We start from the raw sequence: 19,922 nt of genomic DNA on the forward strand, positions 1-19,922 counted from the left end.
TCGCTCGATCTGCTTGCTCGTCTGCTTGACCATGGCCCGCCTGATCGCACAGGCAGGGCACTCGCCAACCAAGCAGGATCCAGCCGCGGCCGGATGCTCCTAGCGCGCCGCTTCCTGGGCCTCGCAGGTGCCATTGGTGCTCAGCGCCGCGGTGGCGCCCCGCCTTGGCCTCAGCAAACGGCCGTGAAAGGATGGCGTATGCCCGGCCGAGAGACCCGCGTTCTCAGAGTTACGACGGAGCGGTGCGTGAAGGACCCGCGCTACTTCTGCTGGGTTCTGGTCCCGTCCGATACCGGGATCCCGCATAGCCGATCCTCGCACGCCTATCCCACCGAGGAAGCCGCACGGTTGGAGGCTGACGCTCTGGCTCGCGTGCTCAACGCGGCAAGCGCAGAGCCTCCGCAGCGTCGAACCCGATCAACCCTGCGAAGCGCGCCAGTGACGCCTTTATCGAAGACGGCTCGTCAGACCCGCTCCCAACCTCGGCCGGGGCCATAGTCCATCAAGGGCAAAAGGCTCCATAACGCCCAATCGGCGGGCGACTGCTTCAAGCTTCGCCCCGGGGCATTCTCCACCGGGCCGGTTCGCGGCGGTACTGAACCTCGCGCGGCGCCCGGAATGGTTCTATCCTCGGCCCCATACGAGTGATGGACCCCGCAGTCGTCGCGAGTGTAGAAGCCGCCCGCGTGTCCCCCTTCGCGGGCGGCTTTTCTATGCCTCTACTGGCACGGTCCGCGCGGCGCGAATTGAGCTTCCGGAGACTGTTCGGAGGGGCGTTTTCCGATCCCATAAACGCGCTTACGCGAAGGGAGCGAGCGCGCTACGCGAGTATGGCGGGCTTACGCGGCGCCGCGCCTTACCACGGTCTCGCGGCCCGCATGTAGTCCTCGGCTCCTGCCTGGGCACGCAGCCGGATCGCCTGCACACGATGGTGCCGGGCTTGGTCGAGAAGCCCATCTGCGGTCTCCGGCCGGCCTTCCTGCCGGTGAGCGTGAGCTACTGCGGCAAGCTCGTCCGCCATCGCCTCAGCCAGGGAAGCGGCGACGATGCGATTGGCAGGCAGGAGCTTCACGGGTGCCTTGAGCGCGGCTTTCAGCCCCGATCGAAACGAAAGGCCCCGCAAACCGTGAGGCTGCGGGGCGAGTACGTCTCGAGGCGGCATCGCTAGCGCGACCTTGGGAAGGACGAAACCGCTAGCAAGGCCAGTGTCGATTGGGGATCGACCACAGCATCGTCTCTTTGGTCGGGAAGCGTGGCTTTAACAAATGCGGGGCCGAATGCGCGAAAGCCGATCGCGGCTTAAGGGAGCCGTGCGGACACAGGTTCTGCCATGCCTTTGGGAGTGTGGCCCAGAAGGACTGAACCCGAGGAGGTGCGCCATGGCGGTAGTCATCCTCGACCCGGTCACCGGAAAGCTCGTGACCATCCAGCCGCCGAAGCACCGCTCTCCTGAGAGTTGACCGCGGGCTGCTGCGGCGAGCGAGAAACGGCCTAGCGGAGTTGGTCAGGACGCTGGCGAAGTGGGCGTTGAGCCCGGCAGATCCACCTCGCCTAATCAGCGCACTTGAGCTGATGGCGGGGCAGGACCTTGCCCCGCAGCTTTCAATCCCCAAGAGCGCGGAGAAGCGCCTGCTTAACCCGTGCGAGCCTGAGGGTCGTTCGGATCTCAAGCAGCTTCTCTTCGGCGGCGGCGCGGGCCGCTTCGTTTCCGGCGAGCTTCGCAACCAGATCGATCTGTCGGTCCCAGCGCCGCTCAGCCTCGACGATATGCCGGGTCGCCCCTTCGAGCGGGGTTTCGTTGACGGGAGTGATCATGGCTTCTCCCTGGAAGGCTGCCGCCCGGGCGCACGGGTCTCGCTGTTAGAGCATGCGCTCACTGGCCAGATTGCCAGCCTCATCGAAGATGCCCTGCCAGGCTTTTCGGTCGACGCGAACCGTGACACGCCAGTGGCCGGCATCCTCCGCCTGCCCAGCCTCGACGCGGCTCGTGACGAGGCCCAGCCTCATCTTGTGCCGCAGGTGGCCGGGGAGGATGTCTAGTCGTGCGGCGAGCTGCTCCGGATCGATGAACCAGCTGCCCTGCCCATTGCGATCCAAGTGCATGGGGCGTCCCTCCATCAGCTCAGCGGCAGATGCGGGCTAAGGCTGACTATACCACACAAAGTGCGAGAGCCGGAGCCTGATCGGGAGGCGGAGCCTTGCTCGCCTGATCGGCAGCTGGTCTCTTCGCGTCGGTTGCGCTCAGCCATCCAGAGCGTGGAGCAGATACCACCTGATCTGCCGGGTGGCCCTCATCGCAGCCTCTGAGCGGAAGCCGGGCGGCGTTGCCTCCCCTCCCCTAACCGGGGCGCCGTAGTTCCAGATTCCTCCCTGCACAAAGCTTGGCACTGACCGGTCCTCGCGCACCGCGAAGCGTAGGGCCAGATGCTGCTTACGGCGAAGCACGTCGAAGGCGTCGGGTTCCCGCATGCGCCTCCGCCTCTCGCCCTCGGCAGGGAAGCGAGGGCAGAGCATGCGCATTCTGAACCACCATTAGCCCGAGTTGGCTCCGGAGTGAGTGAGGGCGTCCGAGGCCACGCTGAAACGGTACCTTGCGCGGGCGGAAGCAGTGCGCTCGCTGACTCGTTCGTAGTGACTCTCGATTTCTCGAACAGGGCCTGTTTCACACGGCGCTTTCGATTCTCTGTTTCCGGCTCTGTAATAACGAGAGCGAGTTTACCTTTCATTTGTCTGAGATCCTATTCGGATTTGCGGCGGATTTACTCTTGACAAGCGTTCGGAACGGGTCAGTTTACGATACTTCAAGCAATGACGATTGCGGCCACCGCGGCTTAATCGCCGGCCTGCGCCCATTGTTGTGATCAACCGGCAGCCGCCGAACGCAGCCCCCGGCGAATCCGTGGGGCAGCGCTGATGCCGTGCGTCGAAAGGCCCAACCATGAACCCTCACGATCAGCCAAACTCGGCCCCCCACAAGTTCAGTTATGACGGGATGGATCCTGAATCAGCCACGAGACTGCAGGCGCTCACTAACGATATTCGGAAGCTGACCAGAACCACGTCAGAGATCATTTTCGAGATCGGCGAACGGCTCGGAACCGCCAAGGGCATCGTCCGCCATGGGGAGTGGGGCTCGTACTTGGAGCGCGAGTTCGGATGGACCGAGCGAACGGCACAACGTTTCATGAACGTCCACGAGACCTTCAGGGACAAATCCGACATCGTGTCGGTTCTCGGGCCGACTGCACTTTACCTGCTGGCTGCCCCTTCAGTGCCTCAAACGGTCCGAGACAGCGTTGAGGTCCGGTTGCAGCAAGGCGAGCGGCTCAGCATCAGAGAGGTCAAGCAACTGATTGATGCTGAAGGGCGCACTCACCAACCGGGAACTAGGTTTAATCCTCCGTCAGACGCTGCGCCGCAGTCGCAAGCTGAAGATCAGCTGGGTGCCGAAGAGCGGCCGGGAGCGGACGATCAGCCGGGTGCCGGAGAGCGGCCGGGAGCCGACGATCCGCCGGGTGCCGGAGAGCGGCCGGGAGCCGGGTTTGATACGAAAGGTGTGGTTGGACCGGAAGCCGACCCCCAATCCTCCAGCGAGCCCACGCCGTCTGCTGGAACCAAGCGCCCGTCAAGCAAAGAAGCAACAGAGAAGGACCCGGTTCTGTCAGGGGATGGTTTCGAAGGGAGAGCCGAGACAGACGAGCCGGAATTCCTTTTGGCGAAATACGTCGTTGAGCATTTCAACGGCGAATTCGACAAGCTTCTGACCGGACTCAACGAAGTAGATCCACAGAAATTCTGCGACGCCTTGCGCGGGGCCTGCCCCAAGCCACGCTGAATTTCTGAATTCGAGAGGTGGATGGTCATACAGGATTGGCCATCATCGCACGCCCTCGCCGACATAACAGCCGGCCTACCACCGATGCCTCGGTATGCACCGATGAGCGCCCGGTAAGAGCATCACGGATAGCCGCTATGCCCTCACTTCCCGCCCGAGGCGGGCTCCCAGATGAAAACGTCTGCGGCATCATGCAGGCAAGCCAGACCATCGTCCGCCGCCACATCGGCCCCCTCCTCGCACACCCCGGTGCGCTCGGACGTGCGCCGGCGGGCGTGGAAAACCAGTTTGCAGGGAGAAGGCCGACCAGCACCGTGCTGACGCGAGCCTGCTGGAAGCCAGACAATGGCTGACAGCGAGCCGATGACCGGTCCCATTCCGGATCGCCTCGCGCGTGCCTTCACCGGACGCACGACGCTGAACCTGAGGGAGGCGGCAGCAGCCCTCGAAATGGACAAGAGACACCTTCGGTCGGCCGTAAGGGCTGGTCGTGTGGGGTACCTCATCCACGGACAGGGCGAGAGGCGCGCGAGGCGGCGGTTCCTTCTCTGCGACCTGGTGCAGTTCCTCCAATCGGAGCGTCGCCGGGAATGTCCCTCTACACGCGCAAAGGTTCGCCGTTCCTCTGGTGCGACATCCGGGTCGAAGGACAGCGCATTCGGTGCTCTACGGGCGAGACTGACCGGCGCTCCGCCCAAGCCGTCCAGCGGCGCCTGAGAGATGAGGCGCGCTCGGAGACCAGGGCCGAGAAGGAGCGCCGCGCGGCCTGGGGTGGCAAGGAGAGGCCCACTCTTGGGAACCTCGCCGCGCGTTACTGGAACGAGGTCGGTCGGCACCACGCCGCGGCGCAGACGACGTGGTGGTCGCTCGAGTGGCTGGTTGATTATTTCGGCGAGGAAACCCTCCTCACCGACATCACCTCGGAACGCATCGCTGCCATGGTGGCGCATCGGCGCACCATTCGGGTGAGGCGGGATCCAGCGACAAGGGCCCTCATCGAGATCCCCTGCAATCGCGTGCAGAACGCAACCGTCAACCGCTACGCGACAGAGCCGTTGCGCAAGCTCTTCAGGCGCGCGCGGGACGTCTGGCTCTACCCGGTCACCTATCCGCAATGGGCGAACCTCCTGCTGCCCGAACCGCAGGAGCGTGTTCGTGAAGCCGTCGGTGACGAGGAAGCCAGAATCGTGCGGGCGCTCGGGCCGGACTACGGTCGCCTGTTCCGCTTCCTGATCAGCACCGGCACGCGCGTGAGTGGCGCGCTGCTGACCTGGTCCCAAGTGGACCGCGTCAATCGTTTGGCGCGGATCCGCAACAAGTCCCGGACCGGGCAAGCACAATGGTACACGATCCCGCTCACCGACGCGCAGTTCGCCATACTGGACGAATGCGCCGGACATCATCCCGTCTACGTGTTCACCTACGCCGCCAAGCGCAGCCGAGGGAGCGTCGGTCGGGGCGAGCGCCGCCCGATCACGGACGGCGGCTTCAAGACCCAGTGGCGACGCCGTGTGACCGAAGCCGGGATCGCGAAGGGCTTTCGCCGGCACGACGCCCGCCACATCGCGGGCACGCGCTACCTGCGTGCCACCGGCAACCTCAAGGGCGCTCAACGTCTACTCGGGCACAAGCGGGTGGAGACGACCACCCGCTACGCGCACGTCCTGCTTGACGACATTCGCGCCGGCTTGGAGGCGGTGGAAGCAAGCCGTGCAGCATCCCCTTCTCGTACCGGCTGAATGCCGGATCGTCGCTCAAGGCAAGCCTTCCAAGAAGATGTACTGTCTCCGGTCGTCTGCGCCCAGCGCAGGTTTACGGGGAACCCAGATGGGTGGGCCAAAGTCAGAGTATGCGCAGGAGATGGTCGTGCCGAGCAAATAGCATGGCCGCCTCGTCGACCAATAATGACAACAAATTATGTGTTGCCGTCGAATATTTAGCACTTTACATTGAATTTGCCATTCCGGCCGGTCGCATCCAGTGCGGCGTAGTCGGTGCGCAACCGTAATTCACGCGAGCATCAGCTGCGTGAGGCAAGGCTCAAGTTTAACCTTATTGCCGTTCGTCCGAGTGTCAGCCGTCCACGGCCTTCGATGCCTTGAGCGGGCTGACCCGACGCGCGTGCTTCCCCATCACCAGCAATCGCCCGGAGAGACATGCTCTTCGGCAAGGACACGGCATGATCAATTCAGATAGAGCGCTGAAGGCTGCGCTCAACACGGGGTTCGTCGGCAAGAGCGTAGCCGACAACTGGTTCTATAGCCACGGCTGGGTCAACGTCGAGTTGGTCCTAGCCGAACTGATCCGAGCCGTCCAAGAGGAGGGCTGGGCCTTCTGCGCACAGCACACCACCCCTCGATGCAGCGCCAACTTCGTCGCCTCCGACCTCGTAGCGGTCGACGTCGATCAGGGCACGCGTCTCGAGGCAGCCATGACCCACCCGCTCGTGCGGGATCACGCCCTCTGTGTCTACACGACCGAAAACCATACGGAGGACAACCATCGCTTCCGCGTGGTGTTCGCCACTCCGCGCACCATCACCAAGGCTCAGGAGATGCGGGCGGCTACAATCGGCGCCACCCGCCGGCTCGGCGGTGATCTGGCGGCCGTCGATCCGACCCGGATCTCCTTCGGCAACCCGGGCGCGATCGTCCATGCCATCGGCCGCGAGATGAGCCCCGAGGTCCTCAGCGAGCTGATCCAGGTGGGCAAGGGTCCGGCCCATCCCGGGCGCGGCACGAGACCGGCCGAAACCACCCAATCTGCCCTTGAACTCATGTTCGATCAGGCGCTGCGGGTGGCCAACGGCGACTCCGCGAGCCTGCGGGATCTCCCGCAAACCACGAAAGTGCATTGTCCGTTCCACGATGACCGGAACGCCAGCGCGTTCGTGACCGTGAGCCGGCGGGGCGCCAAGGGTGTGCACTGCAAGGCCTGCGCAAAGACGTTCTGGCCGGAAGGGCACCAGGCGGATTACGACTTCGCGGATTTCGAGAAGACCCTCCGGGGGGCTCAGGCGGCCCGGCAAACCGGATCGAGCCCGCCCGACCGGTTGGTGAACGGATCGCCGGCTCAGCGGATCCTCATGGGGCCGGACACGCGGATCGTGTCCGGGCGGGCGACACCATCGCTCGTCCACAAGCACTTGACGCTCATCAAGAGCCCGAAGGGTTCAGGCAAGACCGAGGGCCTCATCGAGTTCCTGCGCGACAAGCGGTCCGTTCTCGTCGTCGGTCATCGCCGTTCGCTCCTGGCAGAGGCCAGCCGCCGGCTTGGGATCAGCTACTATCTCGACGATCCGGGTAGGGTGGACGGAAAGGCTTCCCGTTCCGAACCACCTGACACCAGCGACGTGTCCCCGGACGAAGGCCCCTGGCCTGGGGGCGAGTTCCTGTATGAGGTTCTGCAGGCGCAGAAGGGGCATGCCCGCCGTCAGACGTTCAACCAGAAGCGCCTTGCCATCTGCGTCGACTCGCTGATGCAGATCAGCCCGAGTGCCGAGTACAAAGTCATCGTTTTCGATGAAAGCGAGCAGGTCTGCGCGCACTTCCTGTCCGAGACGATGGGACGCCCGGACGGGCCGGGGCCGCACCGCATCTTCACGCTGCTGACGCACCTGGTGCGACACGCCACGTACATCGTCGCCCTCGATGCCGATCTCGGATGGGTCAGCTTCGACACCTTCTTCGGCATGATCGCAGATCAATGGCTTGCGCGCACGAGTCCTGAGAAGGTCGCGCGGGTCTGGCTCAACGAGGCACAGCCGGCTCGTCAGGAAGTCGAGGTCCATGCTTCCAAGGAGCACTTGATCGGCGAGTTGAAGCAGGCGGCACTCGACGGCAAGCGCGTCTTCGTGACGGCGAACTCCCGCACCCTGATCGAGAAGCTCGAGGCCGGCCTGCGCGAGATTGCACCCGACAAGCGGATCATCGCGATCACCTCCGAGACAATCCCGAACGAGGATGTCCAGAAGTTCCTGATGCACCCGAAGGTGCATGCCCTCGAATTCGATGCGATCATGACTTCGCCCGCGGTGGGAACGGGGGTCGATTTCACGTTTCCCGACAACGCCAAGCTCATCGACGTTGTGTTCGGCTTCTGCGAGCCGCTGGTGATCACCCACACACAGTTCGATCAGCAGCTCGGCCGCGTCCGTCACCCGGGCGCGGTCAAGGTCTGGGTCTCACCGCAGACCTTCAACTTCGAGACGAACCTCGACGTGGTGAGGGCAGACCTGCGCCGGCTCGGTCGGCACCATGATCAGCTGGTCGGCTTCGACGACGATGGGCAGGAGATCTACCGTGAGGACATCCCGCTCATCCGGATGGCGGCCCTGATCACGGCCGAAGAGCGCGCGTCCGAGAATGCGCTCAAGGCGAACTTCATCCGGCACAAGGAGGCGCAGGGCTGCACGATCGTCCACGTGAACAAGGATCTCGGAGCCGCAGCATGCGGCTACGGGCTAATGCAGGTCGGCGCCCAGATCCGCGACGAGGCATACGCAGAGCGGATCATGAGTGCCGACGTGCTCCCCCGCCCAGCCTTCGAGACGGTGAAAAGGAGGCTGGAGAACGGCGACACGGTCCCGGACGATGAGCTCTGGGCCTTTCAGCGCACCGGTATCGAGTTGTCGTATCGGCAACCAGCCTCGATGGAACTGATCCGCCTCGACCAACGCGGGCGTCATCGCGGACAGGTGCGTCTGCTCACGATGGTCACCCGCGGGCTGATCAATCTGGACCGGTTCGGACAGGATCCCGCGGAGCCGCTCGCCGAGCAGCTCCGCTTCATGCGCAATGCGGGGGGCGGAGCCTACGCCATCGCGCGGCTGTTGCGCTTGACGCCGCTCTGCCCACCTTCCGCCTCCGCGAGGATCGCACAGGCCGACGGCGGCGCATCGGCTTTAAGCGGCCTTGTTATCGACGCCGTGATCGACGCACGCGACCTGCAGGACTTCGCCAAGTTCGTGCAGACCAACAAGGCAGCCCTGGAGACGCAGCTCGGTATCCCGATCCAGGCCGACGTAGTGAAGAAACCGATGCAGCAGCTCGGCCGAATTCTCGGGATGGTCGGTCTGCCCCTCGCGAAGCCGAAGTCGGTCACGCTCTCGGGCCAGAAGATTCGACGCTATGGGATCGATGCTGATGCCTGCGGGGAGATGGAGCGCGTCATCGAGACCCGGGGAGCGATCAAAGCCTGGCAGTTCATGACCGGGCACTATGGGCCCAGGATGAATCCCTTCGCCGATGACGGCGAAGACGAATTCGACGCCTGAGATCCCCGTTCGGGATGGCGGCCCGGACGCCCCGAGCCACCACTCACAGGGACAGTCACTCTCAGGAAGAGGAGAGGACAACGGTATTCCTTTCTTATCATCACTGGGCCGTTGTCCTCCTCGTCGACGACCTGTCGGGGTGCCTTCAGGAGCTCAGATCCTCGGTCCCCCCAAAATATCATCGAGCGAGGACGGCTGCGACGAGGCGGTCCTGATCATCGAAAGGTCTTCTGGAACGGCAGGGTCGGGCGCGGGCAGGAACCCTGAAGGAGCCCGCGGAAGGATCCGGGCGAGAGATCGGCCGCAGAACCATAGCAGCTCCATTCCCATATTGGACTGAAGTGCGACTCAAGGTCGATTCGATTCGAATCAATTTTCTTCAAGTTGTGCGAGCGAGCATCTCCGACGCAGAGCCTGTGCTCGGTTGAAGGGTCACGCGGTCGGAGGGCCTGTCAGACCTAAATAGGAGATGGCCACAGCTCTGCTGATATCATCTTGTACATTGCATTGATGTCACAAGCAGATACTTCGAATGAAAAGAATGTCAACATTTTGTCATAACTGCATGCCCGTCAGAATATTGAAGAAAGTTATTGCTATTCGTGGATGAGTTGCTCTAGTCTGCTTGGGTCGTCCGAGAACGACACCCCGCCCGAGGCGAAGCAGACCGATCGTGATGGCAGGACGGACCCGGCGGGTCTCCGAGGATCAGCCTCGAGGTCTCAGGTCCCGACATCCATCACCCGGTGTGGATCGTCCCGGTCCGCATATGGAGTCCTATACCCTATTGAATCAGACCCCCGTCGATCATCATGGGAACACCACGAGCGGGATCATCACCGGGAAGATCAAGATCTCCCCACCACCCCGTCTCGACATCGACCTCTACGTGCGATCCCTCTCCGAGATCGTGCAGGACCGATCCGACCAGGGTTGGTCCGTCGACCTCGTCACCATCATGCCCGAGAAGATCAGCCTCGATATCCGGCTGATTCCCACCCTCGCTCATGACCCGGTGACGCGGACCTACGCCAGGCTGATCTCTCGGGTTGTTCGTCGACCCCGCTCAGCCACGGTCACCCCGAAGACTCAGAGGCCGATCCTCATCGGTGGCGTCGACATCCCCGTCTACAAGGGACGGTCCGTCGAGGTCTCCGGCAATGACGGTGGTCTGCACTTCCACGGCCTCCTGGCGCTGCCGCCCCGGTCCCGCCTGAAGGGCCAGACGGCGGTCGAGCACTTCACCGAGAACGACGGTCTCTACCGTCGCGGTGGGGGCATCGCCCGGATCGACGTTCGGCCGATCCAGCACGGCGATATCCTGAAGGTGGCCCGGTACTGCCTCAAGGCCGTCTGCCGGGGTCAGATCGGCATCGACGCCGGCGTCGTCATCCTGCCCCGGGCTCTCTCCGAGCTGTCCCGGTAAGTCCGTTTGGACCCGACGTCTGTCGGGGCGTCGGGCCCATCATCTCCCCAACCATGCAGGAGACCACACTGCTCGTAACTGATCCCCAGACCGATAACGTCAAGATCGTTATCGACAACAAGACCGGTAACGCCAAGATCTTTCATAAACTGAACGTCGGCATTCCGAGTGCCGCCCTCGACAGGAAGTTCAAGAACGACGGCCCCCGACCGTATTACGCCCACCGGACCGACTACAAATATTTTTACCGAGACGGTGATCGGCGATTTCTGCAGGAGGTCGTTCCCGTCATCGACGCCTACGTCGAGGTGGCTCGGCAGAAGATCCGGGAGGGGTGTTCCGCTCACCTCGTCCGGGTCCAAGTGGAAAAACTCATCTGGTGCGAGAGCGAGATCCCCGTCAGGGTTCACGCTCCCGTCCGGCATCTCTTCTCCAAGCTGACGAGCCGGATCGGGCCTCGTTCCGCGTGCGGGGAAGCGCCGGCCCTGATCGGATGTGCCGATGATCATGGATCCCTCAAGACGGTTACGTGGCCGAACGAGGCATTCGATCGAAGGGGGCTCTTCAACGGTCTTCTACTGGTGCCCCCTGGGTCCCAGTCGAGGGAGACGGTCGAGGCGCATATCGCGCGGCACGATTTCCTGTACCGACGGGATGGGATCTCCGACATCGAGGTGAGGTCCGTCGGTCCGGTCGATATCCCGCGGGTCTGCCGGCAGATCTTCCGGGGCGTCCTCAATGGGCGGATCCCTATGGTGAAGGGGCCGCTCGTCCTAGCCGAGCCCATCCACGGGTAATCGTCACGGGGCGCCCTCATCAAGGGCGCCCCCCACACGTGCCGGCGATCTTCACGCCGGTCCCACCTCCATGAACCCACGAATTCCAAGGATCACCGATGCTCGATGAAGACCGCATGATGCAGCAGTTGGCGACCGATATCGTGATGACCTTCATGCCGATGGGGGGGAAGACGCGCCCGATGATCGAGGCGGAGATCGGCGAGGTGCACGCCCACCTGCTCTGGGAGGCCTCGCACCCCCCGACGCCCGAGGTCGATGACGAGGACGCCTTCGATCCCGAGACCGGCCTGCTCAAGGAGGCCTCGACCCTGCCCTTCTTCGAGAAGTGGGCGCGGGAGGCCGAGGCCGGCGGCGTTCGGGAGGGCTAGGATCTCCTCCTGACCGAGTAGGGGCCGCCTCCCCGAGGGCGATCAACGGGACGAGATCACGACCTTGATCCGGGCCGGCAGAGCCTGCAGCCCGGTGCTCTCCTCGAAGGCCTCGTATCCCGGATCGCCCTGCGAGGCGGCCATCTCCATGCGGCCCACGACCTGATCCTTTTCGTTCAAGGCGACGATCTGGATGCGGGCGTTCATCGGGAACCGGTCGCCCTCCCTCGACACGATCTCGCCCAGGATCTCGAGGCGCGGCTCACCCCCGTATCCCGTCTCATCGAGCACGGCGAGCAGCCCCTCGAGCCGGATGCCGGCTCGCTCCTCCTGCCCCGGGTCACGCTCCAGCAGGTCTGTCACCTCACGCTTGGTCATAATTGTCTCCACGAGGGATGAGACCACGAGGGCCCGACAAATTCAGCGTACAGGCGTCATGGCCAAGGCGGTTGTGCACCCCGACGTACCGGCGGCCGTGTCGGTCTCCTGGGTGTTGTGCAGGCGGTAAGGTTTGGCACGGGCGAGGGGGCCGTGTCCGTGCCAAACCAGCCTCGCACCGGCCTCTCCTGCTTGCCAGGGCCCTACCCATGCCCGTTGCCACGATGCCTGTACTGACCGAGGCCGACCTCATCCGGAGTGCGCAGGCCGCGATCGCCGAGTACCGTCTAGGAGCCCGTCCGAGTAAGTGTCTCGACGACGAGGCCGCGGGATGATTCACTCGGCTCATGGCCAAGGTGTTTCGCTCCTGGGACGTCGATCAGGGCTGGCTGCTGCCGCCCTCGCTGCACGAGTTCGTGCCGCCCGGGCACAGGGCGCACTTCGTGCGCGACACGGTGCGAGAGGCGCTCGACCTCTCGGCCATTCTCGACACCTACACCGAGGAGCGCGGCTACCCGCCCTACCATCCGGGCATGATGGTGGCGCTCCTGCTCTACGGCTACAGCCGAGGCCTGTACTCCTCGCGCCAGCTCGCCCGCGCCTGCGAGGAGCGGGTCGATGTCATGGCAGTGACCGGCCTGAACCGGCCCGACTTCCGAACCATCGCCGACTTCCGCAAGCGCCACCTCGTGGCCCTGTCGGACCTGTTCGTGCAGGTGCTGCGCCTGTGTCGGGCGGCCGGTCTCGTCGAGTTCGCTCACGTGGCGGTGGATGGCACTAAGCTGAAGGCCAACGCCTCGCGCCACAAAGCGATGAGCTACGGGCGGATGAAGACGGCCGAGCCGGCCCTGGCGGCCGAGGTGGACGCTTGGCTGGAGCGAGCGCGCGAGGCTGACGCGGCGGAGGATCAGGCTCACGGTGCCGGCCGTCGGGGCGACGAAACGCCGGACTGGATGGCCGACAAGCAGCGACGGCTGGAAGCAATCCGCGCCGCCAAGGCCGCGCTGGAAGCGGAGGCCGCAGATCCGCCCGATCCGGAGGACGAGAACGGGCCGGGTGCCTCGTCGGGCATGCGCTGGCAGGGTCGGCCACTGCGCGGTGACGACGGCGCTCCGCCCGACCGGGCGCAGCGCAACTTCACCGACCCGGACAGCCGGATCCTGCCCATGCGCGACGGCTTCGTGCAGGGCTACAACGGTCAGATCGCGGTCGATGCCGCGCATCAGGTGATCGTCGCGCACCGCCTCGTGACCAACTCGGCCGACTACCGCGCCCTCGTGCCGCTTGTAGACGGGGTCCGCGCTCATCTCAGGCGCAAGCCGCGGGAGGTCTCGGGCGATGCCGGGTTTGCCAACGAGGCGAACCTCGTCGCGCTCAAGGAGCGGGGCATTACGGGCTACCTCGCTCCGGGCCGGGCGCGACACGGCGAGGCGGATGCGGCCGGCCGCCGGAGGCTGACCAAGATGCCGTTGATGAGCGCGATGGCCGCCCGCCTAAAACGGGCTGGCCGCCGCAGTCGCTATCGCCTCAGGAAGCAGGTCGTCGAGCCGGTGTTCGGGCAGATCAAGCAGGCCCGAGGCTTCCGACAGTTCCTGATGAGAGGGCTTGAGCAGGTCCGGGGCGAGTGGGCGATGATCTGCACGGCCCATAACCTCCTGAAGCTGGCACAGGCCGACCGTTGAGCCCGCTGTCCGCCCTCATCGGCTCCGGTCTCGCCCCCTCTACCCAGGCCTCAAACACCGTTACTCGGACAGGCTCCTAGGCATTCAGCGGGGCGCGACCGAGCCCCTGTTCATCCACCAGGATGGCTCGGTCTGTGCGATCGGTGCGGCACTGCCTCAATCGGTGCTGCAGGCCATCCTGAGGAACGGCGACGAGCGGCTGACCTGGCTGGAGTTGGTGCGGGCCGGCTACTTCACCCACGCCGACCTCCAAACCGTCGAGGCGCTCGCGTCGCTGCAACTCGGCTATGACGCCTGCTTCGAGAATGGCCGGCTCGACGGGGAGCGGGCGCGGCAGTTCTGCGCCTACGTCTCTTGCCTCGACCCGAAGGATCCGCCTCCGCTGTGGCCGAGCGAGCTGGCGTGATGGCGGGCGTGCGTCTCCGGTAACCCTTGGCCGCCAGCGCCTCGCCTAAGTAGCGGGAGTGCGGATGGGAGGAGTGCTGGATGGGGCGGATCAAGGATGGTAGCCGTACCGTTCGGCTCATCAAGAGGCGCCGCACCCGTCCCGCAAAAGCGCTCACCTTCCGTGACCTGCACGCGGCGGAGCGCGACGGGAAGGGATCTCAGGAGCGCGGGACATCGGGCGGCGGATTTCCGAGCGCCTCGGATGCGATTGCCAAGCCGGCACGTCAAGGCGGCAGTGAGGTCGTGATCAACCACGTTCTCGTCTGAAACCGAGCGGGAGGCGAGGCCGATTCGCGAGACGCGGTTTCAGGCTGCCGCGCGTTACCATCGACGGATCCGGCTGTGGAAACGCCGGCGCCACGGCTGTTCGATCCGTCCGCGCCAGCGTTACGCTTCCGCCCTTGCCTGCCGACACAAGTGCTGGCGGTCGGAAGAAGCGGAACAGGACCAAGCGGCGCCGTGAATCAGCCCCTCGACAGCATCGCCAGCGTGCTCGAAGAGACGGGCGAGTACCGCGTGCTGCGCCGGATCGCGCCGTTCGCCCCCTCCCCTGTTCAGCCCGACGAGCCGACCTTCTTCGGCCTGATCCTCGACACCGAGACCACCGGCGTCGATTTCGGGCAGGACGAGGTGATCGAGCTCGGCATTATCAAGTTCGAGTACGGTGCCAGCGGTCGGATCTACCGCGTGCTGGAGAGCTTCAACCAACTCCATCAGCCCAGCCGGCCGATCCCGCCCGAGATCGCCCGGCTGACCGGCATCACCGATGGCGCGGTCGCCGGGCAGCGGATCGACGACGCGGCGGTGGGGATGCTTGCGGCCGACGCCGCCGTGGTGATCGCCCACAATGCCAGCTTCAACCGGCAGATGTGCGAGCGGCGCTGGCCTGTGTTCGCCGAGCGGAACTGGGCCTGTTCCCTCAACCAAGTGCCCTGGCGCGAGGAAGGGCACGAGGGCCTGAAACTCGGCTACCTGCTGATCGACTGCGGCTTCTTTCATCACGGCCATCGGGCGATCGATGACTGCCACGCCCTGCTGCAGCTCTTGGCACGGCCGCTGAAGGTATCCGGCCGCTTGGCCTTGTCCTGCCTGCTCGAGACGGCGCGCAAGCCGACGGTGCGGCTCTGGGCGGAGGGCTCTCCGATCGAGACGAAGGATCTGCTGAAGGCGCACAGCTACCGCTGGAGCCAGCGTCGCCGCAGCTGGTACATCGACCTGGACGAGGCGCAAATGGAGATCGAGCGCACGTTCCTGAGCGAGACCATCTTCCGGCGCCCTGTCGCGCACCTGCCGGCCGACCGGTTCACCGCCCGCGATCGCTTCTCGGCACGCACGAACCCGGAGCTCTGAGGACGGAGAGGTTCGCAATCGGGATGGGATGCGCGGCGGTCCGTTTATACTCCTCGCAACGTGGGCGTTCGGCGCCCCCTTCCCTTCTCACCTACAAGTTCGGGTTCGAGATAGCAGGTGAGGTCGGCTTCCTGCGGCAAAGCGGACGGTCCGAATTGCGCCGATTGTGTTGAAAAACTCCGTTTGCCCCTCTTTCGAGGACATCAACCTACAACACCTGGGGTCGTATCGGGCGACAAATACTAGCTATAGAGGACTTCGACCGCGCCGCGGAGTTTTTCAACACAATCCGCCCATTCCGGCCATCCATGTGATTTGTAGAGGGTCTCCGAAGCAGATGGGCTGGATGGCTCCCGCTCCCGGCGCTGCGGCGCCAAGAAGGTGCTGTCATGCAGCAGGAGCTTGGAGCCACTACGATGGAGATCACGACCGTCGGCCTCGACCTGGCCAAGAACGTCTTCCAAGTGCACGCCATCAGTTGCACGGGCGAGGTTCTCGTCCGGCGCGCGCTCAGGCGGGCGCAGGTGATGCCCTTCTTCCGCAAGCTCCCGCCCTGTCTGATCGGCATGGAAGCTTGCGGCACGAGCCATCATTGGGCGCGCGAACTCACGGCCCTCGGTCACGCGGTGCGACTGATGCCGCCGGCCTACGTCAAACCGTACGTAAAGCGCGGTAAGACTGATGCGGCGGACGCCGAGGCGATCTGCGAGGCTGTCACGCGCCGGACCATGCGCTTCGTGCCGATCAAATCGGTCGAGCAGCAATCAGCCTTGTCTCTGCATCGGACGCGCGATCTCCTGGTCCGGCAGCGCACCCAGTTGGTCAACATGGTCCGCGGGCTGCTGGCCGAGTTCGGCATCGATATCCCGAAGGGCCTCACTCATGCCCTCGCCTTCGTACGGCGTGCGATCGCCGGTGAGGCGCACGAGGTCCCGAAGCTGGCCGCCAAGGTGATCGGCGCCCTGGCCGAGCAGGCGATCGCGGTGCAGGACAGCATCCACCGGCTCGAACGCGACCTGCTGGCTTGGTACCGCTCGAACGATCTCGCCCGACGCATCGCCACCGTGCCCGGCGTCGGCTTGCTCGGCGCGACCGCGCTGGCCGCCACCGTCACTGATCCGAGCCACTTCCGCTCCGGGCGTCAGTTTGCGGCCTGGCTGGGTTTGACACCGCTCAACAACTCCAGCGGCGGCAAGGAACGGCTCGGCCGGATCTCGAAGATGGGCGACCAGTACCTGCGCCGGCTTCTCGTCACCGGCATGACCTCGCTCGTCCGGCGCAACAAGCACCATCCCAGCGCGGCCGACCCGCGCCTGAACGCACTGCTCGCTCGCAAGCCGGTCCGCCTCGCCACGGTCGCGATGGCCAATCGGGCGGCGCGGGCGATCTGGGCCATCATGGTCCGGGGCGAGGTCTACCGGACGCCCGCGCTCGGCATCGCGGCGGTCTGAGGGGGAACTCACCAATCAGCCCGGTACCGCGCGAAGGAGGTTGCGAGGACCCTGTGAAGTGATGGCGCACCGGTCAGACCGGGGACGAGGACAACCCGCTAAACGTCGAGGGCGTCGAAGCCCGCGAAGCAGGATGGGACCTCGTCCGCGGAAACCATCAGGGCCAGCGGTCGATGACCGCGCGAACAGGCCGAACACAAGACGGCACCCGACCGAAATGCCAATCCGTCACAGATCCCCTTGCAACGCGGGAGCCATCCACACAGGACGTAGAGGCGGTATGGGTTGGCGGTTGCCCCGCGCTCAAGAACCCGGAGCGGTGACGATGCGGATCGTTCGTCCCAATCAAATCGAGCGATCCGACGCTGCGCGAAGCTGTTGATCGGCAGCCACCGATAGTCCTATTCGCCGCGGGCGACGGCTACGAGTAAAGGTGTTCGGCAACGTGACGCCGATCGCCGGTTGCGCGTTGGAGACTTCGCCTCACGCCCGGGCCTCCTGCCGAGCGACAGATTTTGGGATCAACCTCGGCCTACTTTGGGATCTGTGCCGAGGCGGTATCCTCGCCCAGCGGCGTATCGCCGGGCGGCACGCCGTTCTTGGACAGGATATAGGCCGTGATCGGGTCGATCTGATCGTCCGGCAGCGTTCCTGGCGCGTTCGGCGGCATCTTCGTCTGGTTGTAGGTGCGCAGGTCAGCCACGGGCTTGCCTGCCCACTTACCCTTGAAGGCGTCTCCGGTCAGGGCCGGTCCGGTGCCGCCCTGCAGGTTGGGACGATGGCACTGGGCGCAGTGGCTGTTGTACTTGGTGTGGCCGTCCTCCGCCTGCTGAGCCGTGAACGGACCGCCGGCGGCATGGATGGGCTGCCCGACGAACAACGGACCGAGGAACGAAACCATCGCCACACAGCCGGTAGTCGTCAGCCGGATCTGCGGCGCGCTGAACTTATTCACGAAGCACCTCCCTGACCGCTGATCCCACACCTGTTCCCGACCCCTTCCGTAATGCATAGGCGAGTGCACCTGGACTTGTAATCCTGTCCGGGTCCAGACCGGAGGCGCTATGCCCACTGTGATCCGGCGGCTCGTCGGTGAAATCCCAGCCGTCTCGGCGAGGCGAAAGGAGTGGCGGATCAGGATCGCGGCCTCCCGACGCCGGACATCCGCGCCCTCTTTGCCCACCCGCCTGCAAAGTCGGCCGTTCGGCACTGCGCCCATTGTGGACGAAAAGGGCTGTTCTGCCGAAACTGAAAAGCGGACACGCCGACCCAGCAGACGGGCGATCCGAACGCTGCCGACTGAGTGGTTGAGCTCGCGCGGCGAAATTGCTGCTCCCCTTTCGACATCCGACTCGGGCTGACGACCGTCGTTGCTGTCGTCAGGATGCGCCGCGAGGAGGCTGCCGCCTGATTGGCAAGCTCGCTGGTCAAGCTGTAACGATCCCCGCGAGGAGGCCGTCGTATGACTTGGGACGACGTCGTGGTGCTCGGCCGGAACTTGCCGGACGTGGAGGTCTCGACCTCCTTTGGCACTCCTGCCCTGAAAGTCAGGGGCAAGCTTCTGACGCGTCTGCGCCCGGAAGACGATAGCTTGGTGCTGCCTGACGTGCCTGCGGAGGAGCGCGAGATGCTGATCAACGCCGATCCGGACACCTTTCACACGACGCCGCACTACGAGGGCTACGCTATCGTGCTGGCGCGGCTGAGCAATCTGGACGCGGCGAGGCTGATGCCATTCCTGGAGCGCCGGTGGCGCGCGGTTGCGCCTAAACGACTGGCAGCCACCTTCATCGCGCGGGGTGTGAGCAGCTAACGCACGGCCACGATGCCGATCGATTGACTGATGTGCCCGGCCCGCGGCAGCCCGGTATTGACGTTCGTGCTGGCTCGGCCTCTGCCCCTCGGTGCTCAGGCCCTGGCCCGGTCTGGCCCCGAAGCTGCTGGTGGACACGGTGAAACTCCTGACGTGCACCTCGCCATGGCCTTCAGGCCTTCGCGTCCAGGATGACGATAAAGTCGTCCAGCTGCTCGAATTGCTCGCCCCACCCGCTCGTGCTTCCCGAGGCCATGGCGTCGTCGAGCGCTTCTTTCGAGGAATAAAGCTCGTGCACGACGACCCGTGTGGTGCCGTCCTTTTCCTCGAAGGTCACCGTGGTGACGGCTCCACCTTCACCCCCTTCGTCATTGGTCCAGACGAGGCGCGAGTGTGGCGTCACTTCGATGTATCGACCGAAGAACGCCATGGGCTGCTCCGAGGAAGGATGGCCCATCAACAAACGGTAGGCGCCGCCAGTGCGAACATCGGCCTCGTAGGAGATCAAGGAGAGGCCGCACGATTGAGGCACCCACCATCGCTGGAACAGCTCCGGCTTCGACCATGCTTCGAACACGAGGCGCGCCGGACCGTTGACGGTTCGCGTAACGACGAGCTCCCTGTCCGATGTCCGCTCCACCGTCGTGCGGGCCTTCCCGGGAGCGGGATCACTCCGTTTACCTGCGTCCATCGAACGTCTCCCCCTGCTTCAGTTCCTCGACGATGTGATCCAAGGCGTCGAAACGTGCGTCCCAGAGCCGGCGGTATTCCTCGATCCAGGCTGTCTCTTCGGCCAGTCGGCTGAGGCCGAGCTTGCAGGTCCGCACGCGTCCGACCTTCTGCGTAGTGACCAGTCCGGCCTGCTCCAGGACCCCGACGTGCTTCTTCATGCCCGTGAGGGTCATGTTGAACGTGTCTGCGAGTTCCGTGATCGAAGCATCCGCACGCCCGAGCTGCTCGAGAACGCCCCGTCGCGTGGCGTCGGAAAGCGCGGCGAAGGAGGCATCGAGGCGAGGTGCTGAAAACTGAACCATGCAGTTCAGTGTCTAGTGCGCTGGCCGGCGTCGTTCAAGGGATCCCTCCCGAGCGCTGCACCA

19 protein-coding genes are annotated in these 19,922 nt (G+C 64.7%); 12 read left to right on the top strand and 7 right to left on the bottom strand.

Annotated elements, in window-relative coordinates:
• Positions 1-856: 856 nt before the first annotated feature.
• From DK389_RS31985 to DK389_RS33840, 3 genes are all read right to left on the bottom strand, one after another.
• Complete coding sequence (locus tag DK389_RS31985; protein ID WP_162560481.1) at positions 857-1,072, bottom strand: hypothetical protein; 216 nt, start codon at positions 1,070-1,072, stop codon at positions 857-859.
• A gap of 530 nt (positions 1,073-1,602) precedes the next feature.
• Complete coding sequence (locus tag DK389_RS33835) at positions 1,603-1,815, bottom strand: hypothetical protein (RefSeq protein ID WP_109887529.1); 213 nt, start codon at positions 1,813-1,815, stop codon at positions 1,603-1,605.
• Positions 1,816-1,860: 45 nt separating this feature from the next.
• Positions 1,861-2,118 (bottom strand): DUF6522 family protein, encoded by a 258-nt coding sequence (locus tag DK389_RS33840; RefSeq protein ID WP_335645520.1) that lies wholly within the window; start codon positions 2,116-2,118, stop codon positions 1,861-1,863.
• A gap of 820 nt (positions 2,119-2,938) precedes the next feature.
• Between DK389_RS33840 and DK389_RS03970 the strand changes: the two genes are divergently transcribed.
• From DK389_RS03970 to DK389_RS04000, 6 genes are all read left to right on the top strand, one after another.
• Positions 2,939-3,835 (top strand): DUF3102 domain-containing protein, encoded by an 897-nt coding sequence (locus tag DK389_RS03970; protein WP_109887532.1) that lies wholly within the window; start codon positions 2,939-2,941, stop codon positions 3,833-3,835.
• A gap of 590 nt (positions 3,836-4,425) precedes the next feature.
• Entirely contained in the window at positions 4,426-5,574 is a 1,149-nt protein-coding gene (locus DK389_RS03980; protein WP_109887533.1) for a tyrosine-type recombinase/integrase, read from the top strand.
• A 440-nt stretch (positions 5,575-6,014) separates the two neighbouring features.
• Positions 6,015-9,110 carry a plasmid replication protein, CyRepA1 family gene (locus DK389_RS03985; protein WP_109887534.1) on the top strand — a complete coding sequence of 1,032 codons (3,096 nt, stop codon included), beginning with the start codon at positions 6,015-6,017 and terminating at the stop codon, positions 9,108-9,110.
• A 787-nt stretch (positions 9,111-9,897) separates the two neighbouring features.
• A complete protein-coding gene (locus DK389_RS03990; protein WP_109887535.1) occupies positions 9,898-10,536 on the top strand; it encodes a hypothetical protein in 639 nt (212 codons plus the stop codon).
• A gap of 53 nt (positions 10,537-10,589) precedes the next feature.
• Positions 10,590-11,333: a hypothetical protein gene (locus DK389_RS03995; RefSeq protein ID WP_109887536.1), complete on the top strand. Its 744-nt coding sequence runs from the start codon at positions 10,590-10,592 to the stop codon at positions 11,331-11,333.
• Positions 11,334-11,431: 98 nt separating this feature from the next.
• Positions 11,432-11,704, top strand: coding sequence for a hypothetical protein (locus DK389_RS04000; RefSeq protein ID WP_109887537.1), 273 nt, complete (start codon positions 11,432-11,434; stop codon positions 11,702-11,704).
• A gap of 42 nt (positions 11,705-11,746) precedes the next feature.
• Here DK389_RS04000 and DK389_RS04005 read toward each other — a convergent pair whose 3' ends face one another.
• Entirely contained in the window at positions 11,747-12,082 is a 336-nt protein-coding gene (locus tag DK389_RS04005; protein WP_109887538.1) for a hypothetical protein, read from the bottom strand.
• A gap of 347 nt (positions 12,083-12,429) precedes the next feature.
• Between DK389_RS04005 and DK389_RS04010 the strand changes: the two genes are divergently transcribed.
• The 5 genes from DK389_RS04010 (at position 12,430) to DK389_RS04030 (ending at position 17,012) form a co-directional block, all read left to right on the top strand.
• On the top strand, positions 12,430-13,764 hold the full coding sequence (locus tag DK389_RS04010) for an IS1182 family transposase (RefSeq protein WP_109887539.1): 1,335 nt from the start codon (positions 12,430-12,432) through the stop codon (positions 13,762-13,764).
• Positions 13,765-13,927: 163 nt separating this feature from the next.
• Positions 13,928-14,170, top strand: a complete 243-nt coding sequence (locus DK389_RS04015; RefSeq protein ID WP_109887540.1) for a hypothetical protein — start codon at positions 13,928-13,930, stop codon at positions 14,168-14,170.
• Between the two features lie 80 nt (positions 14,171-14,250).
• Positions 14,251-14,478 (top strand): hypothetical protein, encoded by a 228-nt coding sequence (locus tag DK389_RS04020; protein ID WP_109887541.1) that lies wholly within the window; start codon positions 14,251-14,253, stop codon positions 14,476-14,478.
• A 192-nt stretch (positions 14,479-14,670) separates the two neighbouring features.
• Positions 14,671-15,561: a 3'-5' exonuclease gene (locus DK389_RS04025; RefSeq protein WP_109887542.1), complete on the top strand. Its 891-nt coding sequence runs from the start codon at positions 14,671-14,673 to the stop codon at positions 15,559-15,561.
• A gap of 416 nt (positions 15,562-15,977) precedes the next feature.
• Positions 15,978-17,012, top strand: coding sequence for an IS110 family RNA-guided transposase (locus DK389_RS04030; protein WP_109887543.1), 1,035 nt, complete (start codon positions 15,978-15,980; stop codon positions 17,010-17,012).
• A gap of 532 nt (positions 17,013-17,544) precedes the next feature.
• Here the strand turns inward: DK389_RS04030 and DK389_RS04035 are convergent.
• Entirely contained in the window at positions 17,545-17,967 is a 423-nt protein-coding gene (locus DK389_RS04035) for a c-type cytochrome (RefSeq protein ID WP_162560483.1), read from the bottom strand.
• 507 nt (positions 17,968-18,474) lie between these two features.
• On the opposite strand from DK389_RS04035, the gene DK389_RS04040 reads away from it, so the two are divergent.
• Entirely contained in the window at positions 18,475-18,825 is a 351-nt protein-coding gene (locus DK389_RS04040) for an MmcQ/YjbR family DNA-binding protein (protein WP_109887545.1), read from the top strand.
• 172 nt (positions 18,826-18,997) lie between these two features.
• On the opposite strand, the gene DK389_RS04045 is transcribed toward DK389_RS04040, so the two are convergent.
• Both DK389_RS04045 and DK389_RS04050 read right to left on the bottom strand, forming a co-directional pair.
• Positions 18,998-19,516 (bottom strand): SRPBCC family protein, encoded by a 519-nt coding sequence (locus DK389_RS04045; RefSeq protein ID WP_109887546.1) that lies wholly within the window; start codon positions 19,514-19,516, stop codon positions 18,998-19,000.
• Positions 19,503-19,859: an ArsR/SmtB family transcription factor gene (locus DK389_RS04050; RefSeq protein ID WP_109887547.1), complete on the bottom strand. Its 357-nt coding sequence runs from the start codon at positions 19,857-19,859 to the stop codon at positions 19,503-19,505. Before DK389_RS04050 ends, DK389_RS04045 begins: the two co-directional genes overlap by 14 nt.
• Positions 19,860-19,922: the final 63 nt, after the last annotated feature.

The sequence above is a fragment of the Methylobacterium durans genome (assembly GCF_003173715.1).
In the GTDB taxonomy this organism is placed as follows: domain Bacteria; phylum Pseudomonadota; class Alphaproteobacteria; order Rhizobiales; family Beijerinckiaceae; genus Methylobacterium; species Methylobacterium durans.